General features: G+C 73.1%; 17 protein-coding genes. 12 read left to right on the forward strand and 5 right to left on the reverse strand.

Going from position 1 to position 17,440, the window contains the following annotated elements:
- The 6 genes from AOK22_RS33035 to AOK22_RS33060 all read left to right on the forward strand — a co-directional run.
- Positions 1 to 328: AtuA-related protein (locus AOK22_RS33035; protein WP_425264097.1), on the forward strand; the 328-nt coding region annotated here is incomplete at its 5' end.
- 46 nt (positions 329 to 374) lie between these two features.
- Positions 375 to 1,979 (forward strand): acyl-CoA carboxylase subunit beta, encoded by a 1,605-nt coding sequence (locus AOK22_RS33040; protein ID WP_055702395.1) that lies wholly within the window; start codon positions 375 to 377, stop codon positions 1,977 to 1,979.
- Positions 1,980 to 2,006: 27 nt separating this feature from the next.
- Positions 2,007 to 3,914, forward strand: coding sequence for an acetyl/propionyl/methylcrotonyl-CoA carboxylase subunit alpha (locus AOK22_RS33045; RefSeq protein WP_055702396.1), 1,908 nt, complete (start codon positions 2,007 to 2,009; stop codon positions 3,912 to 3,914).
- On the forward strand, positions 3,911 to 5,089 hold the full coding sequence (locus tag AOK22_RS33050; protein ID WP_055702397.1) for an acyl-CoA dehydrogenase family protein: 1,179 nt from the start codon (positions 3,911 to 3,913) through the stop codon (positions 5,087 to 5,089). Before AOK22_RS33045 ends, AOK22_RS33050 begins: the two co-directional genes overlap by 4 nt.
- Before the next feature lie 58 nt (positions 5,090 to 5,147).
- Positions 5,148 to 5,882 (forward strand): enoyl-CoA hydratase family protein, encoded by a 735-nt coding sequence (locus AOK22_RS33055; RefSeq protein WP_055702398.1) that lies wholly within the window; start codon positions 5,148 to 5,150, stop codon positions 5,880 to 5,882.
- Positions 5,870 to 6,460, forward strand: coding sequence for a TetR/AcrR family transcriptional regulator (locus AOK22_RS33060; RefSeq protein ID WP_055702399.1), 591 nt, complete (start codon positions 5,870 to 5,872; stop codon positions 6,458 to 6,460). The genes AOK22_RS33055 and AOK22_RS33060 overlap by 13 nt, the downstream gene beginning before the upstream one ends.
- 101 nt (positions 6,461 to 6,561) lie before the next feature.
- Here AOK22_RS33060 and AOK22_RS33065 read toward each other — a convergent pair whose 3' ends face one another.
- A complete protein-coding gene (locus AOK22_RS33065; RefSeq protein WP_055702400.1) occupies positions 6,562 to 7,662 on the reverse strand; it encodes a citrate synthase 2 in 1,101 nt (366 codons plus the stop codon).
- Positions 7,663 to 8,016: 354 nt separating this feature from the next.
- On the opposite strand from AOK22_RS33065, the gene pdxH reads away from it, so the two are divergent.
- Positions 8,017 to 8,655, forward strand: a complete 639-nt coding sequence (gene pdxH, locus AOK22_RS33070; RefSeq protein ID WP_055702410.1) for a pyridoxamine 5'-phosphate oxidase — start codon at positions 8,017 to 8,019, stop codon at positions 8,653 to 8,655.
- Positions 8,656 to 8,673: 18 nt separating this feature from the next.
- Here the strand turns inward: pdxH and AOK22_RS33075 are convergent, their stop codons facing one another.
- Together AOK22_RS33075 and AOK22_RS33080 are read right to left on the reverse strand one after the other, a co-directional pair.
- Entirely contained in the window at positions 8,674 to 9,537 is an 864-nt protein-coding gene (locus tag AOK22_RS33075) for an alpha/beta fold hydrolase (RefSeq protein ID WP_055702401.1), read from the reverse strand.
- Positions 9,538 to 10,164: 627 nt separating this feature from the next.
- Entirely contained in the window at positions 10,165 to 10,857 is a 693-nt protein-coding gene (locus AOK22_RS33080; RefSeq protein WP_055702402.1) for an iron-dependent transcriptional repressor DtxR, read from the reverse strand.
- 159 nt (positions 10,858 to 11,016) lie between these two features.
- Between AOK22_RS33080 and AOK22_RS33085 the strand changes: the two genes are divergently transcribed.
- Positions 11,017 to 11,799: an SIS domain-containing protein gene (locus tag AOK22_RS33085; protein WP_055702403.1), complete on the forward strand. Its 783-nt coding sequence runs from the start codon at positions 11,017 to 11,019 to the stop codon at positions 11,797 to 11,799.
- Here the strand turns inward: AOK22_RS33085 and AOK22_RS33090 are convergent.
- Together AOK22_RS33090 and AOK22_RS33095 are read right to left on the reverse strand one after the other, a co-directional pair.
- Positions 11,796 to 13,031, reverse strand: coding sequence for a sensor histidine kinase (locus tag AOK22_RS33090; RefSeq protein WP_055702404.1), 1,236 nt, complete (start codon positions 13,029 to 13,031; stop codon positions 11,796 to 11,798). The two genes, AOK22_RS33085 and AOK22_RS33090, sit on opposite strands and share 4 nt — an antisense overlap.
- Positions 13,028 to 13,708: a response regulator transcription factor gene (locus AOK22_RS33095; RefSeq protein WP_055702405.1), complete on the reverse strand. Its 681-nt coding sequence runs from the start codon at positions 13,706 to 13,708 to the stop codon at positions 13,028 to 13,030. Before AOK22_RS33095 ends, AOK22_RS33090 begins: the two co-directional genes overlap by 4 nt.
- Before the next feature lie 119 nt (positions 13,709 to 13,827).
- Between AOK22_RS33095 and AOK22_RS33100 the strand changes: the two genes are divergently transcribed.
- Genes AOK22_RS33100 through AOK22_RS33115 form a run of 4 tightly spaced genes read left to right on the forward strand, consistent with a single transcriptional unit; the run spans position 13,828 to position 17,334 of the window.
- Entirely contained in the window at positions 13,828 to 14,346 is a 519-nt protein-coding gene (locus tag AOK22_RS33100; RefSeq protein ID WP_055702406.1) for a hypothetical protein, read from the forward strand.
- Positions 14,343 to 15,416: a peptidoglycan-binding protein gene (locus AOK22_RS33105; RefSeq protein ID WP_237773395.1), complete on the forward strand. Its 1,074-nt coding sequence runs from the start codon at positions 14,343 to 14,345 to the stop codon at positions 15,414 to 15,416. The genes AOK22_RS33100 and AOK22_RS33105 overlap by 4 nt, the downstream gene beginning before the upstream one ends.
- The gene (locus tag AOK22_RS33110; RefSeq protein ID WP_055702408.1) at positions 15,413 to 16,120 is read left to right on the forward strand and encodes an ABC transporter ATP-binding protein; all 708 of its coding nucleotides are present in this window, start codon (positions 15,413 to 15,415) and stop codon (positions 16,118 to 16,120) included. Before AOK22_RS33105 ends, AOK22_RS33110 begins: the two co-directional genes overlap by 4 nt.
- Positions 16,117 to 17,334: an ABC transporter permease gene (locus tag AOK22_RS33115; protein WP_055702409.1), complete on the forward strand. Its 1,218-nt coding sequence runs from the start codon at positions 16,117 to 16,119 to the stop codon at positions 17,332 to 17,334. Before AOK22_RS33110 ends, AOK22_RS33115 begins: the two co-directional genes overlap by 4 nt.
- The last annotated feature ends 106 nt before the right edge of the window (positions 17,335 to 17,440 follow it).

Raw genomic sequence — 17,440 nt, forward strand, 5'->3', positions numbered from 1 at the left:
CCGCCGCGCGCCCCTCGGCCGCGTCGCCGGGGCCCGCAGCGGCGACAAGGGCGGGGACGCGAACATCGGCGTCTGGGCGCGCACCGACGACGCCTGGCGCTGGCTCGCCCACGAACTGACCGTCGACCGGCTGCGGGAACTCCTGCCGGAGACCGCGGACGTGACCGTCGTACGCCACGACCTGCCGAACCTGCGCGCCCTGAACTTCGTCGTCACGGGCCTGCTCGGCGAGGGCGTGGCCGCGCAGGCCCGCTTCGACCCCCAGGCCAAAGCCCTGGGCGAATGGCTGCGCGCCCGCCACCTGGACATCCCGGAGGTACTGCTGTGAGCCCCGAAGAAGGTCCCGAGGACCACGCGTCGCCGGAGGTGCGCACGTGACCGTCCTCGCCTCCGCGCTCGACCCGCAGAGCGCCGAGTACGCCGAGCACCGCGAGGCCATGCTGGCCCGGCTCGCCGAGCTGGAGACAGAGCAGGGCAAGGCGCTGGAGGGCGGCGGCGAGAAGTACGTCGCCCGGCACCACAAGCGCGGCAAGCTGCTGGCCCGTGAGCGCATCGAGCTGCTCCTCGACCCGGACACGCCGTTCCTGGAGCTGTCGCCGCTGGCGGCCTGGGGGAGCGACTATCCCGTCGGCGCCTCCATGGTCACCGGCATCGGCGTCGTCGAGGGCGTCGAGTGCCTGATCACCGCCAACGACCCGACCGTGCGGGGCGGCGCCTCCAACCCCTGGACGCTGAAGAAGGCCTTCCGGGCGCACGAGATCGGGCACGCCAACCGGCTGCCGTCGATCCACCTCGTGGAGTCCGGCGGCGCGGACCTGCCCTCCCAGAAGGAGATCTTCATCCCGGGCGGTGCCCTCTTCAAGCACCTCACCCAGTCCTCGGCCGCCGGCATCCCCACCATCGCCGTCGTCTTCGGCAACTCCACGGCGGGCGGCGCCTATGTGCCCGGCATGAGCGACCACGTGATCATGGTGAAGGAGCGGGCGAAGGTCTTCCTCGGCGGTCCGCCGCTGGTGAAGATGGCGACCGGCGAGGAGAGCGACGACGAGTCGCTCGGCGGCGCCGAGATGCACGCCCGCACCTCCGGCCTCGCCGACTACCTCGCCGAGGACGAGCGCGACGCGCTGCGCCAGGCCCGCCGGGTCGTCTCCCGCCTCAACTGGCGCAAGGAGTACGCCGATCCGGACCCGCTCTCCGTCGCGGAACCCAAGTACGACCAGGACGAACTGCTCGGCATCGTCCCCGGCGACCTGAAGAGGCCGTTCGACCCGCGCGAGGTCATCGCCCGCGTCGTCGACGGATCCGACTTCGACGAGTTCAAGCCGCTGTACGGCAGTTCGCTCGTCACCGGGTGGGCCACGCTGCACGGCTATCCGGTCGGCGTCCTCGCCAACGCCCAAGGCGTGCTGTTCAGCGAGGAGTCCCAGAAGGCCGCGCAGTTCATCCAGCTGGCCAACCAGCGCGACATCCCGCTTCTGTTCCTGCACAACACCACCGGCTATATGGTCGGCAAGGAGTACGAGCAGGGCGGCATCATCAAGCACGGCGCGATGATGATCAACGCGGTGTCGAACTCGCGGGTGCCGCATCTGTCGGTGCTCATGGGCGCGAGCTACGGCGCCGGGCACTACGGCATGTGCGGGCGCGCCTACGACCCCCGCTTCCTCTTCGCCTGGCCGAGCGCCAAGTCGGCGGTCATGGGCCCGCAGCAGCTCGCGGGCGTCCTGTCCATCGTCGCCCGGCAGTCCGCCGCCGCGAAGGGACAGCCCTACGACGACGAGGCGGACGCCGGACTGCGCGCCATGGTGGAGCAGCAGATCGAGTCCGAGTCGCTGCCGATGTTCCTGTCCGGGCGGCTCTACGACGACGGGGTCATCGACCCGCGCGACACCCGCACCGTCCTCGGCCTGTGCCTCTCCGCGATCCACACCGCCCCCTATGAGGGCGCGCGCGGCGGCTTCGGCGTCTTCCGGATGTGACCCCATGACTCCTGCGAGGAACTCCCGATGATCACTTCGCTGTTGGTGGCCAACCGGGGCGAGATCGCCTGCCGCGTCTTCCGCACCTGCCGGGAGCTGGGCATCGCCACGGTCGCCGTGTACTCCGACGCCGACGCGGACGCCCTGCACGTGCGCGAGGCCGACACGGCGGTACGCCTGCCGGGCGCGGCGCCCGCCGAGACGTATCTGCGCGGCGACCTCGTCGTGAAGGCCGCGCAGGCCGCGGGCGCTGACGCGATCCACCCCGGCTACGGCTTCCTGTCCGAGAACGCCGGCTTCGCGCGCGCCGTCCTGGACGCCGGCCTCACCTGGATCGGCCCGCCGCCCGGGGCGATCGAGGCGATGGCGTCCAAGACGCGCGCCAAGGAACTCATGGGCATCGCGCCCCTCGGCGACGTCACCGAGGACGACCTGCCCGTCCTGGTGAAGGCGGCGGCGGGCGGCGGCGGACGCGGCATGCGCGTCGTACGCGAACTGAAGGACCTGGCAAGCGAGTTGGCCGCCGCCCGCGCCGAGGCCGCCGGCGCCTTCGGGGACGGCGAGGTGTTCGTCGAGCCGTACGTCGAGGGCGGCCGGCACGTCGAGGTGCAGCTCATGGCCGACGCGCACGGCACGGTGTGGCCGCTCGGCACCCGCGACTGCACCCTCCAGCGCCGCCACCAGAAGGTCGTCGAGGAGTCCCCGGCGCCCGGCCTCGCCCCCGAACTGGTCGAGGAGCTGCACGCGCAGGCCGTGCGCGCCGCCCGCGTCACCGACTACCGCGGCGCGGGCACGGTCGAGTTCCTGGTGGCGAACGGCCGCGCGCACTTCCTGGAGATGAACACCCGCCTCCAGGTCGAACACCCCGTCACCGAGGCCGTGTTCGGCCTCGATCTCGTGGCGCTGCAGATCCGCGTCGCCGAGGGCGAGGCGCTCGACCCCGAGCCGCCGCCCGCGCGCGGCCACGCCGTCGAGGCCCGCCTCTACGCCGAGGACCCCGCGGCGGGCTGGGCCCCGCAGACCGGCACCCTGCACCGCCTCGACGTCCCCGGCGACGTGCGCCTGGACAGCGGCTACGCGGCGGGCGACACCATCGGCGTGCACTACGACGCGATGCTCGCCAAGGCCGTCGCGTACGCGCCCACGCGCGCCGAGGCCGTGCGGAAGCTGGCGGGCGCCCTGGAGCGCGCCGCCGTCCACGGCCCGGTCACCAACCGCGACCTGCTCGTACGCTCCCTGCGCCACCCCGAGTTCACCGGCGCCCGCATGGACACCGGCTTCTATGACCGGCACGCGGCCGCCCTCGCGGCCCCCGCGCCCGACCCGCACGCCCCGCTGGCCGCCGCGCTCGCCGACGCGCACGGCCGCTCCCGGTTCGGCGGCTGGCGCAACCTGCGCTCCCAGCCCCACCTCAAGCGCTATCGCACCGAACCCGACGGCACCGAGCACGAGGTCCGCTACGACCACACCCGCACCGGACCGGTCGCCGAGGGCATCGGCGTCGTCAGCGTGACGGACGCGCTCGTGGTCCTCGAAGTCGAGGGCGTGCGAAGGCCGTTCACGGTCACGCGCTACGGCGACGGGCGCGTCCACGTCACCACGCCCGGGTCGGACACCGCGCTCACCCCGCTGCCGCTGCTCCCCGAGCCGACCGCGCGGCGCGCCCCCGGCTCGCTGCTCGCCCCGATGCCCGGCACCGTCGTGCGCGTCGCCGAGGACATCGCCGAGGGGCGGCCGGTCACCGCCGGGCAGCCCCTCGTCTGGCTGGAGGCCATGAAGATGGAGCACCGCATCTGCGCTCCCGCCTCCGGCACGCTCACCGCCCTGCACGCCGTGCCGGGCCACCAGGTGGAGGTCGGCACGCTGCTGGCCGTCGTACGGGCCGCCGGCCAGGCGCCCGACCAGGACGTCGTACAGGAGGAACAGTCCGCATGAGCACCGCTCGCAGCACCGTCCTCGAAACCGAGGAGCACCAGGCCCTGCGCGCCGCCGTCGCGGCCCTCGGCAAGCGCTACGGCCGCGACTACCTCACCCGCGTCGCCGAGGCCGGCGGCCACCCCGACGAGCTGTGGGAGGACGCCGCCAAGCTCGGCTACCTGGGCGTCAACCTGCCCGAGGAGTACGGCGGCGGGGGCGGCGGAATAGCCGAACTCTCCATCGTCCTGGAGGAGTTGGGGGCGGCCGGCTGCCCGCTCCTGATGATGGTCGTCTCGCCCGCGATCTGCGGCACGGTCATCGCCCGCTTCGGCACCGAGGAACAGAAGCGGGAGTGGCTGCCCGGCCTCGCCGACGGCTCGCGCACCATGGCCTTCGGCATCACCGAGCCGGACGCGGGCTCCAACTCCCACCGCATCACCACCACCGCCCGTCGCGACCCCGACTCCGGCGACTGGCTGCTCACCGGCCGCAAGGTCTTCATCTCCGGCGTCGACATCGCGGACGCCACGCTGATCGTGGGCCGTACGTCGGACGCGCGCACCGGCAACCTCAAGCCGTGCCTGTTCATCGTCCCGCGCGACGCCCCCGGCTTCGAGCGGCGGCAGATCGAGATGGAACTGCACGCGGCGGAGAAGCAGTTCGAACTGGTCCTCGACGACGTGCGGCTGCCCCCGGAGGCGCTCGTCGGCGACGAGGACGCGGGCCTGCTCCAGCTCTTCGCGGGCCTCAACCCCGAGCGGATCATGACGGCCGCGTTCGCGGTGGGCATGGGCAGGTACGCGGTCGCCCGCGCCGTCGAGTACGCCAAGGAACGCAGCGTCTGGAAGGCCCCGATCGGCGCCCACCAGGCCATCGCGCACCCGCTGGCCCAGTCCCACGTCGAACTGGAGCTGGCCCGCCTGATGATGCAGAAGGCCGCGCGGCTCTACGACGAGGGCGACGACACGGGCGCGGGCGAGGCCGCCAACATGGCCAAGCTCGCCGCCGCCGACGCCTGTGTGAAGGCCGTCGACCAAGCCGTGCACACCCTCGGCGGCAACGGCCTCACCAAGGAGTTCGGCCTCGCCTCGCTGATCGTCGCCTCGCGCGTGGCCCGGATCGCCCCCGTCAGCAGGGAGATGATCCTCAACTACGTCTCGCACCAGACGCTCGGCCTGCCCAAGTCCTACTGAACCCCCTGTGTCCTGTCCCGTCCCCGCACGTCCCGCCGAGTCCTTCCGAGGAGCCCCCATGCCCCTGTCCGTCTCCTCCCCGGCGCGCGGCATCGTCACCGTCACCCTGGACTTCCCCGAGCGGCGCAACGCCCTCTCGGCGAAGCTCCTGGCCGCCCTCGCCGAGGCGCTCGACGGCCTCGGCGGGGACCCCGGCGTCCGCGCGGTCCTGCTCACCCACACCGGGACGACGTTCTGCTCGGGCGCCGACCTGAAGGAGCCGCCGGACCCCGCCGCGTTCGTGGCGCTGCTCCGGCGGATCGTGACGCTGCCCCAACCGGTCGTCGCCCGGGTCGACGGGCACGTGCGGGCGGGCGGCCTCGGGCTGCTCGGCGTCTGCGACCTGGCGGTGGCGGGGCCGGGGGCGTCCTTCGCGTTCACGGAGGTGCACATCGGCGTCGCCCCCGCCGTGATCTCCCTGCCGCTGCTGCCCCGCCTCGACCCGGGCGCGGCCTCCCGCTACTTCCTCACCGGGGAGCGCTTCGACGGCGCGGAGGCGGCGCGGATCGGCCTGGTGACGGCGTACGCGGCCGACCCGGACGAGGCGCTCCGGCCGCTGCTCGACGGGCTGCGGGCGGCGGCGCCGGGTGCCCTGGCCGAGACGAAGAAGCTGCTCACGGCTAGGGTGCTCGACGCATTCGACGACCAATCGGAGGCCGTCATGGCCCTGTCCGCGCGGCTCTTCGGCTCCGCCGAGGCGCGCGAGGGGATGACGGCGTTCCTCGAACGACGGGAGCGCCCATGGGTGCTGTGACCGCCGCCGACCGCGCGCCCAAGCAGGACCGCAGCCGCGCCACCCGCCAGAAGCTCCTGGAGGCCGCGGTGTCCTGCCTCGCCGAGCACGGCTGGGGCGGCTCGACGGTCTCGGTGGTCGCCGAACGGGCGGGCGTCTCGCGGGGCGCGGCGCAGCACCACTTCCCGACCCGCGAGGACCTCTTCACGGCCGCGGTGGAGTACGTCGCCGAGCAGCGCTCCACGGCCCTGCGCGCCCTCCCGGCACAGGACCGCGCCTCGGTGGTCGCGGCCCTCGTCGACCTCTACACGGGTCCGCTGTTCCGCGCGGCGCTCCACCTGTGGGTCGCCGCGTCCAACGAGCCCCAGCTGGGCTCCCGGGTCACGGAACTGGAATCCCGCGTGGGCCGCGAGACGCACCGCATCGCGGTGGAGCTCCTCGACGCGGACGAGTCCCGCCCCGGCGTCCGCGAGACGATCCAGGGCCTCCTGGACATGGCCCGCGGCCTGGGCCTGGCCAACCTCCTGACGGACGACGGCGCCCGCCGGGAACGGGTGGTGGCGCAGTGGACGGTCCTGGTGGAGTCGGCACTGGGCTGACGAGGGGGCCGGGCCGACGAGGGGCTGGTGGATCCAGCCCCTCCGGCGTCCGCGGAGCGGGGTCCGGGGGCGGCGCCCCGGGACATCAGCTCACGGAGACCTCAGCGGGCGATCTCGTCGAACCCCTCGATCGCCTGCGGCGCCCTGCTGCCGGGCCCCACGTACCGCGCCGAGGGACGGACAAGACGGCCCGTCCGCTTCTGCTCCAGGATGTGCGCCGACCACCCCGCGGTCCGCGCGCACGTGAACATCGACGTGAACATGTGCGCCGGCACCTCGGCGAAGTCGAGGACGATCGCCGCCCAGAACTCCACGTTCGTGGCGAGCACCCGGTCGGGCCGCCGCGCGTGGAGCTCGTCGAGGGCCGCCTTCTCCAGCGCCTCCGCGACCTCGAAGCGGGGCGCGCCCAGCTCACGGGCGGTCCGCCGCAGCACCCGGGCCCGCGGGTCCTCGGCCCGGTACACCCGGTGCCCGAAGCCCATGAGCCGCTCCCCGCGGTCCAGGGCCTGCTTCACGTACGCCACGGCGTCCCCGGTGCGCTCGATCTCCTCGATCATGCCGAGGACCCGGGACGGGGCACCGCCGTGCAGCGGCCCGGACATCGCCCCGACCGCCCCGCTCAGCGCCGCCGCCACGTCCGCCCCGGTGGACGCGATGACGCGCGCGGTGAACGTGGAGGCGTTCATGCCGTGCTCGGCGGCCGAGGTCCAGTACGCGTCGACGGCCTGGACGTGCTTGGGGTCGGGCTCCCCGCGCCACCGCTTCATGAACCGCTCGACGACCGTCTCGGCCTTGTCGATCTCCCGCTGCGGCACCATCGGCAGCCCCTGTCCGCGCGCCGACTGGGCGACGTAGGAGAGGGCCATGACGGCGGCGCGGGCCAGGTCCTCGCGGGCCTGCTCCTCGCTGATGTCGAGCAGCGGACGCAGGCCCCAGACGGGCGCGAGCATCGCCAGGGCGGACTGGACGTCGACGCGGATGTCGCCGGAGTGCACCGGGATCGGGAAGGGCTCGGCGGGCGGCAGGCCGGGGTTGAAGGCGCCGTCGACGAGCAGGCCCCACACGTTCCCGAAGGAGACATGGCCGACCAGGTCCTCGATGTCGACGCCGCGGTAGCGGAGCGCACCGCCTTCCTTGTCCGGTTCGGCGATCTCCGTCTCGAACGCGATGACTCCTTCGAGTCCAGGTACGAAGTCGGACATCAGGCGGCTCCTCGTGATGGGTTCGACATGATGGTTTCGAGAGATGGGGTTGCGATCAGCTCATGACCATGCGTCAAAAATGGGCGATTTCGGTCCGGTTCCACGGTCGAATACGTCGGGCCCCGGCGTATTCGGCGACTCGCGGTCCGGAACGGTCACCCCGGTGATGCCCCGTGAGGCTGGTGGTCACCCAACCGATGCGGCAGCAGGACGATATCCCTTGGTGCCACCTTTGGCGATGGAACGCGGCACTCAGTGCCACACGTCACCTCCCCGAAGTGCCGTGCACCCCGTCGGACACCCCTTCGTATACGGCAAGATGACCGCGTGACCGACTCCAGTGCACCGGCCGACATGCGACAGCAGTACGCCAGCGAGGGGCTCCTTGAAGGCGAGCTGCCCGCGGGCCCCATGGACCAGTTCGCGCTCTGGTTCAAGGAGGCGGCGCGCGAGCGGGACGCCGTCGCCGAGCCGAACGCCATGGTCGTCTCCACCGCCGACGCCGAGGGCCGCCCCAGCTCCCGCACGGTGCTCCTGAAGGGCTTCGACGAGCAGGGCTTCGTCTTCTTCACCAACTACGAGTCCCGCAAGGCCCGTGAGCTGTCCGCCAGCCCCTACGTCTCGCTGCTCTTCCCCTGGCACCCCATGGCCCGCCAGGTGATCGTCACCGGCACGGCGGCGCGCGTCGGGCGCGAGGAGACCGTCGCCTACTTCCGCACCCGTCCGCACGGCTCCCAGCTGGGCGCCTGGGCCAGCGCCCAGTCCTCCGTGCTCGCCTCGCGCGACGAACTGGACCGTGCGTACGCCGACTTGGCCGCCCGCTACCCGGAGGGCGAGCAGGTGCCCGTGCCCCCGCACTGGGGCGGCTTCCGGGTCACCCCCGAGACGGTGGAGTTCTGGCAGGGCAGGAGCAACCGCCTGCACGACCGCCTGCGGTACGTGCGCACGGGCGCCGGCCTGGCCGCGTGGCGCGTCGAACGCCTCAGCCCCTGAGGGGCCGGCCGGGCGCCGCTACCCGGTCAGGACCCCGTCCAGAAACGGTTCGATCGCGGCCCGCCACGCGCTCGGCTGGTCGTAGTGGACCAGGTGGCCCGCGTCGGCCACCTCCGCGTACTCCCCGCGGGGCAGCACGCGGACCATCTCCTGGGACTCGGCCCGGCCCAGCTCGCCGTCCTGGCCGCGCACGACCAGTGCCGGGCAGCGGACCTGGATCAGCTCCTCCCAGTGCGCGTCGTGCACCCAGGTCTCGCGGGACCTGAGCATCTGCGTACGGTCGAAGACGGGCCGCCAGCCGTCGGGGCCCTCGGCCATCACCTCGGCGAAGAACTCGCCGCGCGCGGGGTTGGGGCGCTCCACCCAGGGGTCGTCCTCGCCGAACCACTTGCGGACGTCGGCGAGCGTGGCGAACGGGACCGGCCAGGACTTGAACCAGTCCTCCCACTCGCGCTGCGAGGCGGCGCCGAGCGCGGAGGCCCGCATGTCGCAGATGATCAGGCCCCGGACGAGGTCGGGGCGGCGCGCGGCGAGCTGCCAGGCGGTGAGCGCTCCCATGGAGTGGCCGATGAGGACGGCGGGCGCCAGGTCGAGCCCGACGAGGGCGGCCTCGGCGTCGTCGACGTAGGCCTCGCGGGTGTAGGGGCCGTCGGCGGGCTTGTCGCTCTGGCCGTGGCCGCGCTGGTCGAGGGCGACCGCGCGGTGCCGCTCGGAGAGCCAGCGGGCGGTGCCCGCCCAGTGGGAGGCGCGGCCCATCAGGCCGTGGAGTAACAGCACCCCGCCCGGCGACCGCTCGGCCTCCCTGAGCTTGGGAGGGTCGGCGTACTCCCAGGCGGCGAGGCGTACGCCGCCCGCGCCCGTCACGTCGATGCGCCGCACCATGATTCCTGGCACCCCCCTGGAGTCAGCTCGGGATCCACGCCTGTCCTGCCCTGCACCCCCGCACGCTATCGAACTCCCTTTCGAAAGCGACCGGATCGCCGGTAACACCCCTCGTTCGGGTGACCAGGCTCAAGGATTGACCGGCGTTGCCGAGGGGAGATCTTCACCGGGAGGCGGGCCGCTCGGGGAAACCGGTCCGAGGGGGATGACCCTGAGAGCTCGGGGCTCCGGGTCAGCACAGGGGAGGATGGGCCCCGGCGCTCTTGGGCGCCGGGGCCCTCACCCCGATCATCCTGTCCGCGGGGCGTGCGCAGGCTCCCGCAGGTCCGTCCGCGCTCACCAGTCGGGCACATCCTCCTGCCCCCTCTCCGGCCGCGCGGCCAGACCCCGGCGCGGCCATGGTCAAGAGCCCTCAGGTCATATGCCTCTCGCGACAGCCTCGCACGCAAAACGCTCGACCGCTGCGATTCCACACACTGAATCTTGGACTCCGCGAGATCTCGTGAAGAGAGCGGAGCCTTGTCAACTTCCTCTATAACAACGGGAGTTGACTCGGATCCGGCGCCGGCGCCCACCGGGCACCGGCCACGGCCGCGGCGGCAGGACCGCCGGCGGCGCGGCCGCGCCTCAGCGCTTGGCGACGAACACGTGCGAGGCGACCTCCGCCGTGAGCTCCGCGGCCTCGCCGCTGCTGCCCACGAGCACACCGCCCGCCGACTCCGTCACGCTCACCACGGAACCCGGCTGCACACCCGCCCGCCGCAGCGTGTACATCAGCTGCGCGTCCGTCTGGATCGGCTCGCCGATCCGGCGGACGACGACCGTCTTGCCCTCGGCGCCGGGGTCGAGCTCCGTCAGCGAGACCATGCCCTCGTCCAGGAACGGGTCCGCGCCGTCCTTCTCGCCCAGCTCCTCAAGGCCCGGGATCGGGTTGCCGTACGGCGACTCGGTGGGGTGGCGCAGCAGCTCCAGGACGCGGCGCTCCACCGCCTCGCTCATCACGTGCTCCCAGCGGCACGCCTCGGCGTGCACCTGCTCCCACTCCAGCCCGATCACGTCGACGAGCAGGCACTCCGCCAGGCGGTGCTTGCGCATCACACGGGTGGCCAGACGGCGGCCCTCCTCGGTGAGCTCCAGGTGCCGGTCGCTGGCGACCGCCACCAGGCCGTCGCGCTCCATGCGCGCCACGGTCTGGCTCACCGTCGGTCCGCTCTGGTCGAGCCGCTCGGCGATCCGGGCGCGCATGGGGACCACACCTTCCTCCTCGAGCTCGAGGATGGTGCGCAAATACATCTCAGTGGTGTCAATCAGCCCCGACATCGGTGCCCCTCAGAATTCGCTCGTGCGCTGGCCCTGCCCTCAATTCTGACGCATACCTCCGACAACCGTGCCGTGCCGGGGGAAAACCCCGCGGGGACAGGCCCGCGACGGTGTTGACAGGGCACTGGTCCAGACCGCAACGTGATGCGAATGAGCGCCATGAGCGAGAGCAGCCCGAGCGGCGGAAGCGGCGAGAGCAAGCTGGCGGGCCGGTATTTCGACGCCGCGATCGGCCTGCTCCAGAAGGTCCGCGACGAGGAGTCCGGGCACGTCGCCGAGGCGGGCGCGCTGCTCGCCGACGCGGTCGAGGCCGGCGGGCGCCTCTTCGCCTTCGGCGCCGGGCACTCCTCGCTCGCCGCGCAGGACGTCGTCTATCGCGCGGGCGGCCTCGCCCTGATCAACCTCCTCGCCGTGCCCGGCGTGGTCGGCGTCGACGTGATGCCCGCCACCCTCGGCTCCGCCCTGGAGCGCGTCGACGGCCTCGCGGGCGCCGTCCTCGACTCCTCGCCCGCCCGCCCCGGCGACGTACTCGTGATCATCTCCCTGTCCGGGCGGAACTCGCTGCCCGTGGAGATGGCCATGAACGCCCGCGCGCTGGGCCTGAAGGTCATCGGCGTGACCTCCGTGGCGTACGCGACGGAGACGAAGTCGCGGCACGTCTCGGGCACCTTCCTCAAGGACCACTGCGACGTCGTGGTCGACTCCAAGATCGCGGTGGGCGACGCGGAGCTGTCCCTCGACGGCGTCGACGCGCCGTTCGGGCCCGCCTCCAGCGTCGTCACGAACGCGCTCATGCAGGCCATGACCGCCGCCGCGATCGAGCGCCTCGCCGCGCGCGGCGTCCAGCCGCCGCTGCTGCGCTCCGGGAACGTGGACGGCGGCCACGACTGGAACGGCCGGGTCTTCCAGGAGTACGGCGACCGGATCTTCTACCGCCACTAGGGCCCCTCGGGGCCGTCGGGGCGAGGGAACTCCACCCGCACCGTCAGCCCGCCGCCCGCGCCGTTCGCCGTCGCCGACGCCCGCGCCCCGTGGGCCCGCGCGATCGCCGCGACGATGGACAGGCCGAGCCCGGCGCCCTCCCCGCGCGCGTGGGTGCGCTCGTGCAGCCTGCGGAAGGGCTCGAAGAGGTGCGGGACCGTGTCGGCGGGGACCTCCGGACCGGTGTTGGACACCTCCAGGACGCCGTCCGCCGCCGTGCGGACGTCCACCCGGCCGCCCTTGACGTTGTAGCGGACCGCGTTCGCCACGAGGTTGTGCACCAGGCGGTCCAGGAGCACGCCGTCGCCCTCCACCGTCAGCGGCTCCGCCCGCACCCGCACCGCGACCCCGTGCCCGGCGGCCTCCTCGGTGAGCCCCTCCGCCACCGCGTGCGCCAGGACGTCCACCGCGACGCCCTCGCGCCGGTCCAGGCCCTGCTCGGACGCCGCGAGCAGCAGCAGCCCCTCGATGAGGTGCTCGCCGTCGTCGGCGACGGAGATCAGCTTCGTACGGATCCTCGCCACCCGCGCCGCGTCCGGCTCCCCGGCCAGACCGATCTCGGCCGCCGCCCGCTGCACCGCGAGCGAGGTGCGCAGCTCGTGCGCCGCGTTCGCCGCGAACCGCTGCTGCGCGCCGACCAGCCGCTCTATCCGGTCCAGCATCTCGTCGAAGGTGTCGGCGAGCCGCTTCAGCTCGCCCGGCGGGGCGTCCAGCGCGATGCGCTCGTGCAGATTGGCCCCCGACAGGCGCCGTGCCGTCCCGGTGATCACGCCGACCGGGCGGAGCACCCGGCCCGCCATCCACCAGGCCAGCGCGATCGACAGGACGGCGTACGCGGCGAACACGATCGCCGACACCGTCAGGAGGCGGTTCAGCGCCGCCTCGCCCGCGAGATCGCTGATCCTCGTGACGGCGAGTCCCTTGATCGTCTCCATCTCCTGGGACGTGGGGCGGGCCGACCCCGCGTCGGTCGGCGTCAGCGAGGAGGCGGGCACCGGCACCCCCGGCACCGTCCGCCACGGAGGCACCGGCCCCCGGGGCACGGCCGTGGTCACCGCCGTGCTGATGGAGGAGTACAGGCCCTGCTGCACCAGCAGGTACACGACCCCGGTCAGGAGCGCCCCCGCGAGGACGAGGAGACCGCCGTACAGCGTGGTGAGCCGGGCCCGCTCGCCGCTGACGCGGGCCCTCACCGGGGGCTCCGCGCGCCGCCGCCCGAGATGCGGTACCCGGCCCCCGGCACCGTCTCCACCACCGGCGGCTCGCCCAGCTTCGCGCGCAGCTTGGAGAGCGTGACGCGCACCGCGTTGGTGCGGTAGCTGGTGTCCTCCTCCCAGACCTGCTCGATCAGGTCCTCGCCGCTGACCACCGCGCCGTCCGCCCGCAACAGCGCCTCCAGGACCGCGAACTCCTTGCGGGACAGCGCCAGATGGCGCCCGTCCCGGCTGGCCTGGCGGCGCGCGGTGTCCAGGACGAGGCCCGCCCGCTCGATGACCGGCGGCAGCGCGGGGCGCGCGCGGCGGCCGAGCGCGAGCACACGCGCGAGCAGCTCGTCGTACGCGAACGGCTTGGTGAGGTAGTCGTCCGCGCCGAGCCCCAGACCCGCCACGCGGTCACGCACCGTGCCCGACGCCGTCAGCATCAGGACCCGGGTCAGCAGCCGCTGCTCGACGACGCGGCGGCACACCTCGTCGCCGTGCACGCCCGGCAGGTCGCGGTCCAGGATCATCACGTCGTACTCGCCGAGCTGGAGTTTGCGCAGCGCGGTGAGGCCGTCGGCCGCGACGTCGACGGCCAGCGCGTCGCGGCGCAGCCCGTCGGCGATCATCTCGGCCAGGAATTCCTCGTCCTCCACCAGCAGTACGCGCATGCCGCCCTGTGTACCGGAGAGTGACCTTTCGCCGGTGTAAGCGTCCCCGTTGAGAGAAACGAAATCCCGCTTCCCGCCAGCCTGTGCGCGTCACGCACGCCACCTGTGAAGGGGAAGCCATGAGGACCGTCACCAAGGCCACCAGGACCCGCGCCCGCTCAGTGGCGCTCGCGTCCGGGTTCGCCGCGCTCGCCCTGTTCGCCGGCGCCTGCTCGGCGGACTCCGGCTCCGGGTCCGACGCGGACTCCACGGGCAACAGCGCCGACGGCGGCAAGGGCGCCGAGGCCGACAAGGCCTACAAGCAGCGCGAGTGCCTGCGCAAGAACGGGCTGGACGTGCCCGAGCCCAAGTCCGGTCAGGACAGCCGCGGCCTCACCATCGGCGGCGACATGAGCAAGGAGAAGATGGAGGCCGCCATGAAGAAGTGCGGCATGGGCGGCGGCTCCAAGGGCGGCGGAGTCTCGCAGGCCGACAAGGACAAGATGCTCAAGTACGCCCAGTGCATGCGCAAGAACGGCTACGACATGCCGGACCCGAAGTTCGACGGCGGGGCCATGCAGGCCCAGCCCATGCCCCGGGGCGCCGAGGCCAAGAAGATGGAGAAGGCCGCCGAGGCGTGCAAGGGCATCGTCAAGTGAGGCGCCGCACCGCCGTCGTCGCCACCGTCGTGGCCCTCCTCGCCGTCACCGGCGGCGGGATAGCCGTCACCGCCCTCGCCGACGCGGGCGGCGGAGGCGGCAGTTCCGCCGAGCGCGGCGCGGGGCTCCCGCCGGCCACCGCGTCCGTCGAGCGCGGCGACCTCAGCAGCGGCAGCCAGGTCGACGGCACCCTCGGCTACGCCAAGGAGCGCAAGGTCAACGCCGGTACGACGGGCACGCTCACCTGGTCCGCGGAGACCGGCGCCACGGTCGGCAGGGACGACCGCCTCTACGAGGTCAACGGCGCGCCGGTCCGCCTCATGTACGGCACCGAGCCGATGTACCGCACGCTGAAGCCGGGCGACAAGGGCAACGACGTGCGCCAGCTGGAGGAGAACCTGGTGGCGCTCGGGTACGGCGCCGGGCTCGCCGTCGACGACACGTACACCGACGGCACGGCCGCCGCCGTCACACGGTGGCAGAAGGCCCACGACCGCAAGCAGACCGGCCGTGTCGGGCCCGAGCAGATCTCCTTCCAGCCGTCCTCGGTCCGCGTGAAGTCCGCCGAGTCCTCCGTCGGCGACCAGGTCGCCCCCGGCAGGCCGGTGCTCGCCACGACCGGCTCCGAGCGTGTCGTCCGCGTCCAGCTCGACGTCTCCGACGGCGGCCTGGCGAAGAAGGGCGCGAAGGTCACCGTCACGCTCCCCGACGGCACCACCGCCAAGGGCCGGGTCGCCTCCGTCGGCAAGACCGCCAAGCCCGGCGACGACCCGTCCGACAAGTCCCCCAAGATCACCGTCACCGTCACCTTCGACGACCCCGGCGAGGTCGGCGGCTTCGACCAGTCGCCGGTCACCGTGAACCTCACCGGCGAGACCCGCGAGGACGTCCTCTCGGTGCCGGTCAACGCGCTCCTCGCGCTGCCCGGCGGCGGCTTCGGCGTCCAGGTCGTCGACGGCGGCCGCACGCGCGACGTGAAGGTCGGGCTCGGCATGTTCGGGCAGGGCCGGGTCGAGGTGACCGGCGGGGGGCTGCGGGAAGGAATGAAGGTCGGGGTGCCGAAGGCATGAGTACCGCCGAAGGTCCCTCCTCCGTCGTCGAGTTGAGAGGGGTCACCAAGGAGTACCCCGGTGGTGTCGCCGCCCTGCGCGGTGTCGACCTGAGCGTCGGCGCCGGTGAACTCCTCGGCATCGTCGGGCCCTCCGGGTCCGGGAAGTCGACCCTCCTGCACATCGTCGGCACCCTCGACCGCCCCACCGCGGGCACCGTCGCCATCGCCGGACACGACGTCGCCGCGCTCGCCGACCGCAGCCTGTCCGCGCTGCGCGCCCGGCACATCGGCTTCGTCTTCCAGGCGTTCCACCTCGTCCCCGGCGTCAGCGCCCGCGACAACGTCGCCGAAGGCCTGCTCTACTCCGGGCTCTCCCGCGCGGAGCGCCGCCGCAGGGCCGCGTACGCCCTGGAGCGCGTCGGCCTCGCCGACCGTATGAGGCACCGCCCACACGAGCTCTCCGGCGGCCAGAAACAGCGCGTCGCCATCGCCCGCGCGGTCGTCGGCGAACCGGACCTGCTGCTCGCCGACGAACCCACCGGCGCGCTCGACTCCGAGTCCGGCGAGGCCGTCATGGCGCTGCTGCACGACCTCAACGCGGAGGGCGCGACCATCGCCGTCATCACCCACGACACGGAGATCGCCGAGCGGCTGCCGCGGCAGGTGCGGATCAAGGATGGGCGGATCGTCGCGGACACGCGGGCGGGGGTGGTGGCGGCGTGAAGCACCGTACGTACGGAAAGCGGGGGAAGCTCAGGGCCGCGCGGCTCGGGCCCCGTGACGTCCTCCACGTCGGCTCCGCCGGGCTGCGCAGCCGGCCCGTGCGGGTCGTCCTGTCCGCGCTCGGCATCGCCATCGGCATCGCGACCATGGTCGCGGTGGTGGGCATCTCCTCCTCCAGCAAGGCCCAACTCATGCGGGAACTGGACGCGTTGGGAACGAACATGCTGGTCGCCTCGCCCGGCGAGGCGATGTTCTCCGGCGAGAAGGTGACGCTGCCGCGCGACGCGGCGGGGCGGGTCGCGCGGGTCGACGGTGTCGAGGACGTGGGCGCGACCGGCGATCTCGACCGTTCGGTGCGGCGCAGCGAGAAGATCCCCGAGGACGAGACCGGCGGGATCTCCGTGAAGGCGTCCACGGAAGGGCTGTTGAAGGTGCTGCGCGGCGAGATCGCGCACGGCAGCTGGTTCAACGCGGCGAACAGCCGCTATCCGTCGGTGGTCCTCGGCCATGTGGCGGCCAAGCGGCTCGGGATCACGTCGCCGGGGCAGCAGGTCTGGATCGACGACCGCTACTTCACGGTCATCGGCATCCTCGACGCACTGCCGCTCGCGCCCGACATCGAGCGGTCGGCGCTGACCGGCTGGGACGCGTCGGAGAAGCTGCTCGGCTTCGACGGGCGTCCGACGTCGGTGTACGAGCGTTCCTCCGACGCCTCCGTGGGCGAGGTGCGCAAGCTGCTCGCCGCGTCGATCGACCCGGAGAGCCCGCGCAACGTCCAGGTCACCGATCCGTCGGCGGCGCTCCAGGCGAAGGCGGCGACGGAGGGGGCGTTCTCGACGCTGCTGCTGGGTCTGGGCGGCATCGCGCTCCTGGTGGGCGGCGTGGGCGTCGCCAACACCATGATCATCTCCGTTCTGGAGCGCCGCCACGAGATCGGCCTGCGCCGTTCGCTGGGGGCGACGCGGGGGCAGATCCGGGTGCAGTTCGTGACGGAGTCGCTGATGCTGTCGGGCCTGGGAGGCGTGGCGGGCGTCGCGCTCGGCGCGGCGGCTACGGCGGCGTACGCGGTGTCGGGCGGCCTGCCGTGGGTGGTTCCGCCCTGGTCGATGGCGGGCGGCTTCGCGGCAACGCTGGCGATAGGCACGGCAGCGGGCCTGTACCCAGCGGTCCGCGCCTCCCGCCTCTCCCCAACCCTGGCGCTGCACGCGGTGTAGGGGGGGCGGCCTGACGCCCGCGCCTGTTGTCCGTCGGTGGTGCGGGTGCGTGGGCGTCTGCGCCTTGGCGGTGCTGCGCGGGTGCTTCGTCTGTGGGGCGGGGCCG

The organism is Streptomyces silaceus, assembly GCF_001419745.1.
GTDB lineage: Bacteria > Actinomycetota > Actinomycetes > Streptomycetales > Streptomycetaceae > Streptomyces > Streptomyces silaceus.

Bases quoted from the DNA above. Each gene is read 5' to 3' on its own strand.
- AOK22_RS33075 (WP_055702401.1), bottom strand. From the start codon at position 9,537: ATGGTGCGGCGCATCGACGTGACGGGCGCGGGCGGCGTACGCCTCGCC.
- AOK22_RS33095 (WP_055702405.1), bottom strand. From the start codon at position 13,708: ATGCGCGTACTGCTGGTGGAGGACGAGGAATTCCTGGCCGAGATGATC.
- AOK22_RS33055 (WP_055702398.1), top strand. From the start codon at position 5,148: ATGCCCCTGTCCGTCTCCTCCCCGGCGCGCGGCATCGTCACCGTCACC.
- pdxH (WP_055702410.1), top strand. From the start codon at position 8,017: ATGCGACAGCAGTACGCCAGCGAGGGGCTCCTTGAAGGCGAGCTGCCC.
- AOK22_RS33100 (WP_055702406.1), top strand. From the start codon at position 13,828: ATGAGGACCGTCACCAAGGCCACCAGGACCCGCGCCCGCTCAGTGGCG.
- AOK22_RS33065 (WP_055702400.1), bottom strand. From the start codon at position 7,662: ATGTCCGACTTCGTACCTGGACTCGAAGGAGTCATCGCGTTCGAGACG.
- AOK22_RS33060 (WP_055702399.1), top strand. From the start codon at position 5,870: ATGGGTGCTGTGACCGCCGCCGACCGCGCGCCCAAGCAGGACCGCAGC.
- AOK22_RS33050 (WP_055702397.1), top strand. From the start codon at position 3,911: ATGAGCACCGCTCGCAGCACCGTCCTCGAAACCGAGGAGCACCAGGCC.
- AOK22_RS33110 (WP_055702408.1), top strand. From the start codon at position 15,413: ATGAGTACCGCCGAAGGTCCCTCCTCCGTCGTCGAGTTGAGAGGGGTC.
- AOK22_RS33080 (WP_055702402.1), bottom strand. From the start codon at position 10,857: ATGTCGGGGCTGATTGACACCACTGAGATGTATTTGCGCACCATCCTC.
- AOK22_RS33045 (WP_055702396.1), top strand. From the start codon at position 2,007: ATGATCACTTCGCTGTTGGTGGCCAACCGGGGCGAGATCGCCTGCCGC.
- AOK22_RS33085 (WP_055702403.1), top strand. From the start codon at position 11,017: ATGAGCGAGAGCAGCCCGAGCGGCGGAAGCGGCGAGAGCAAGCTGGCG.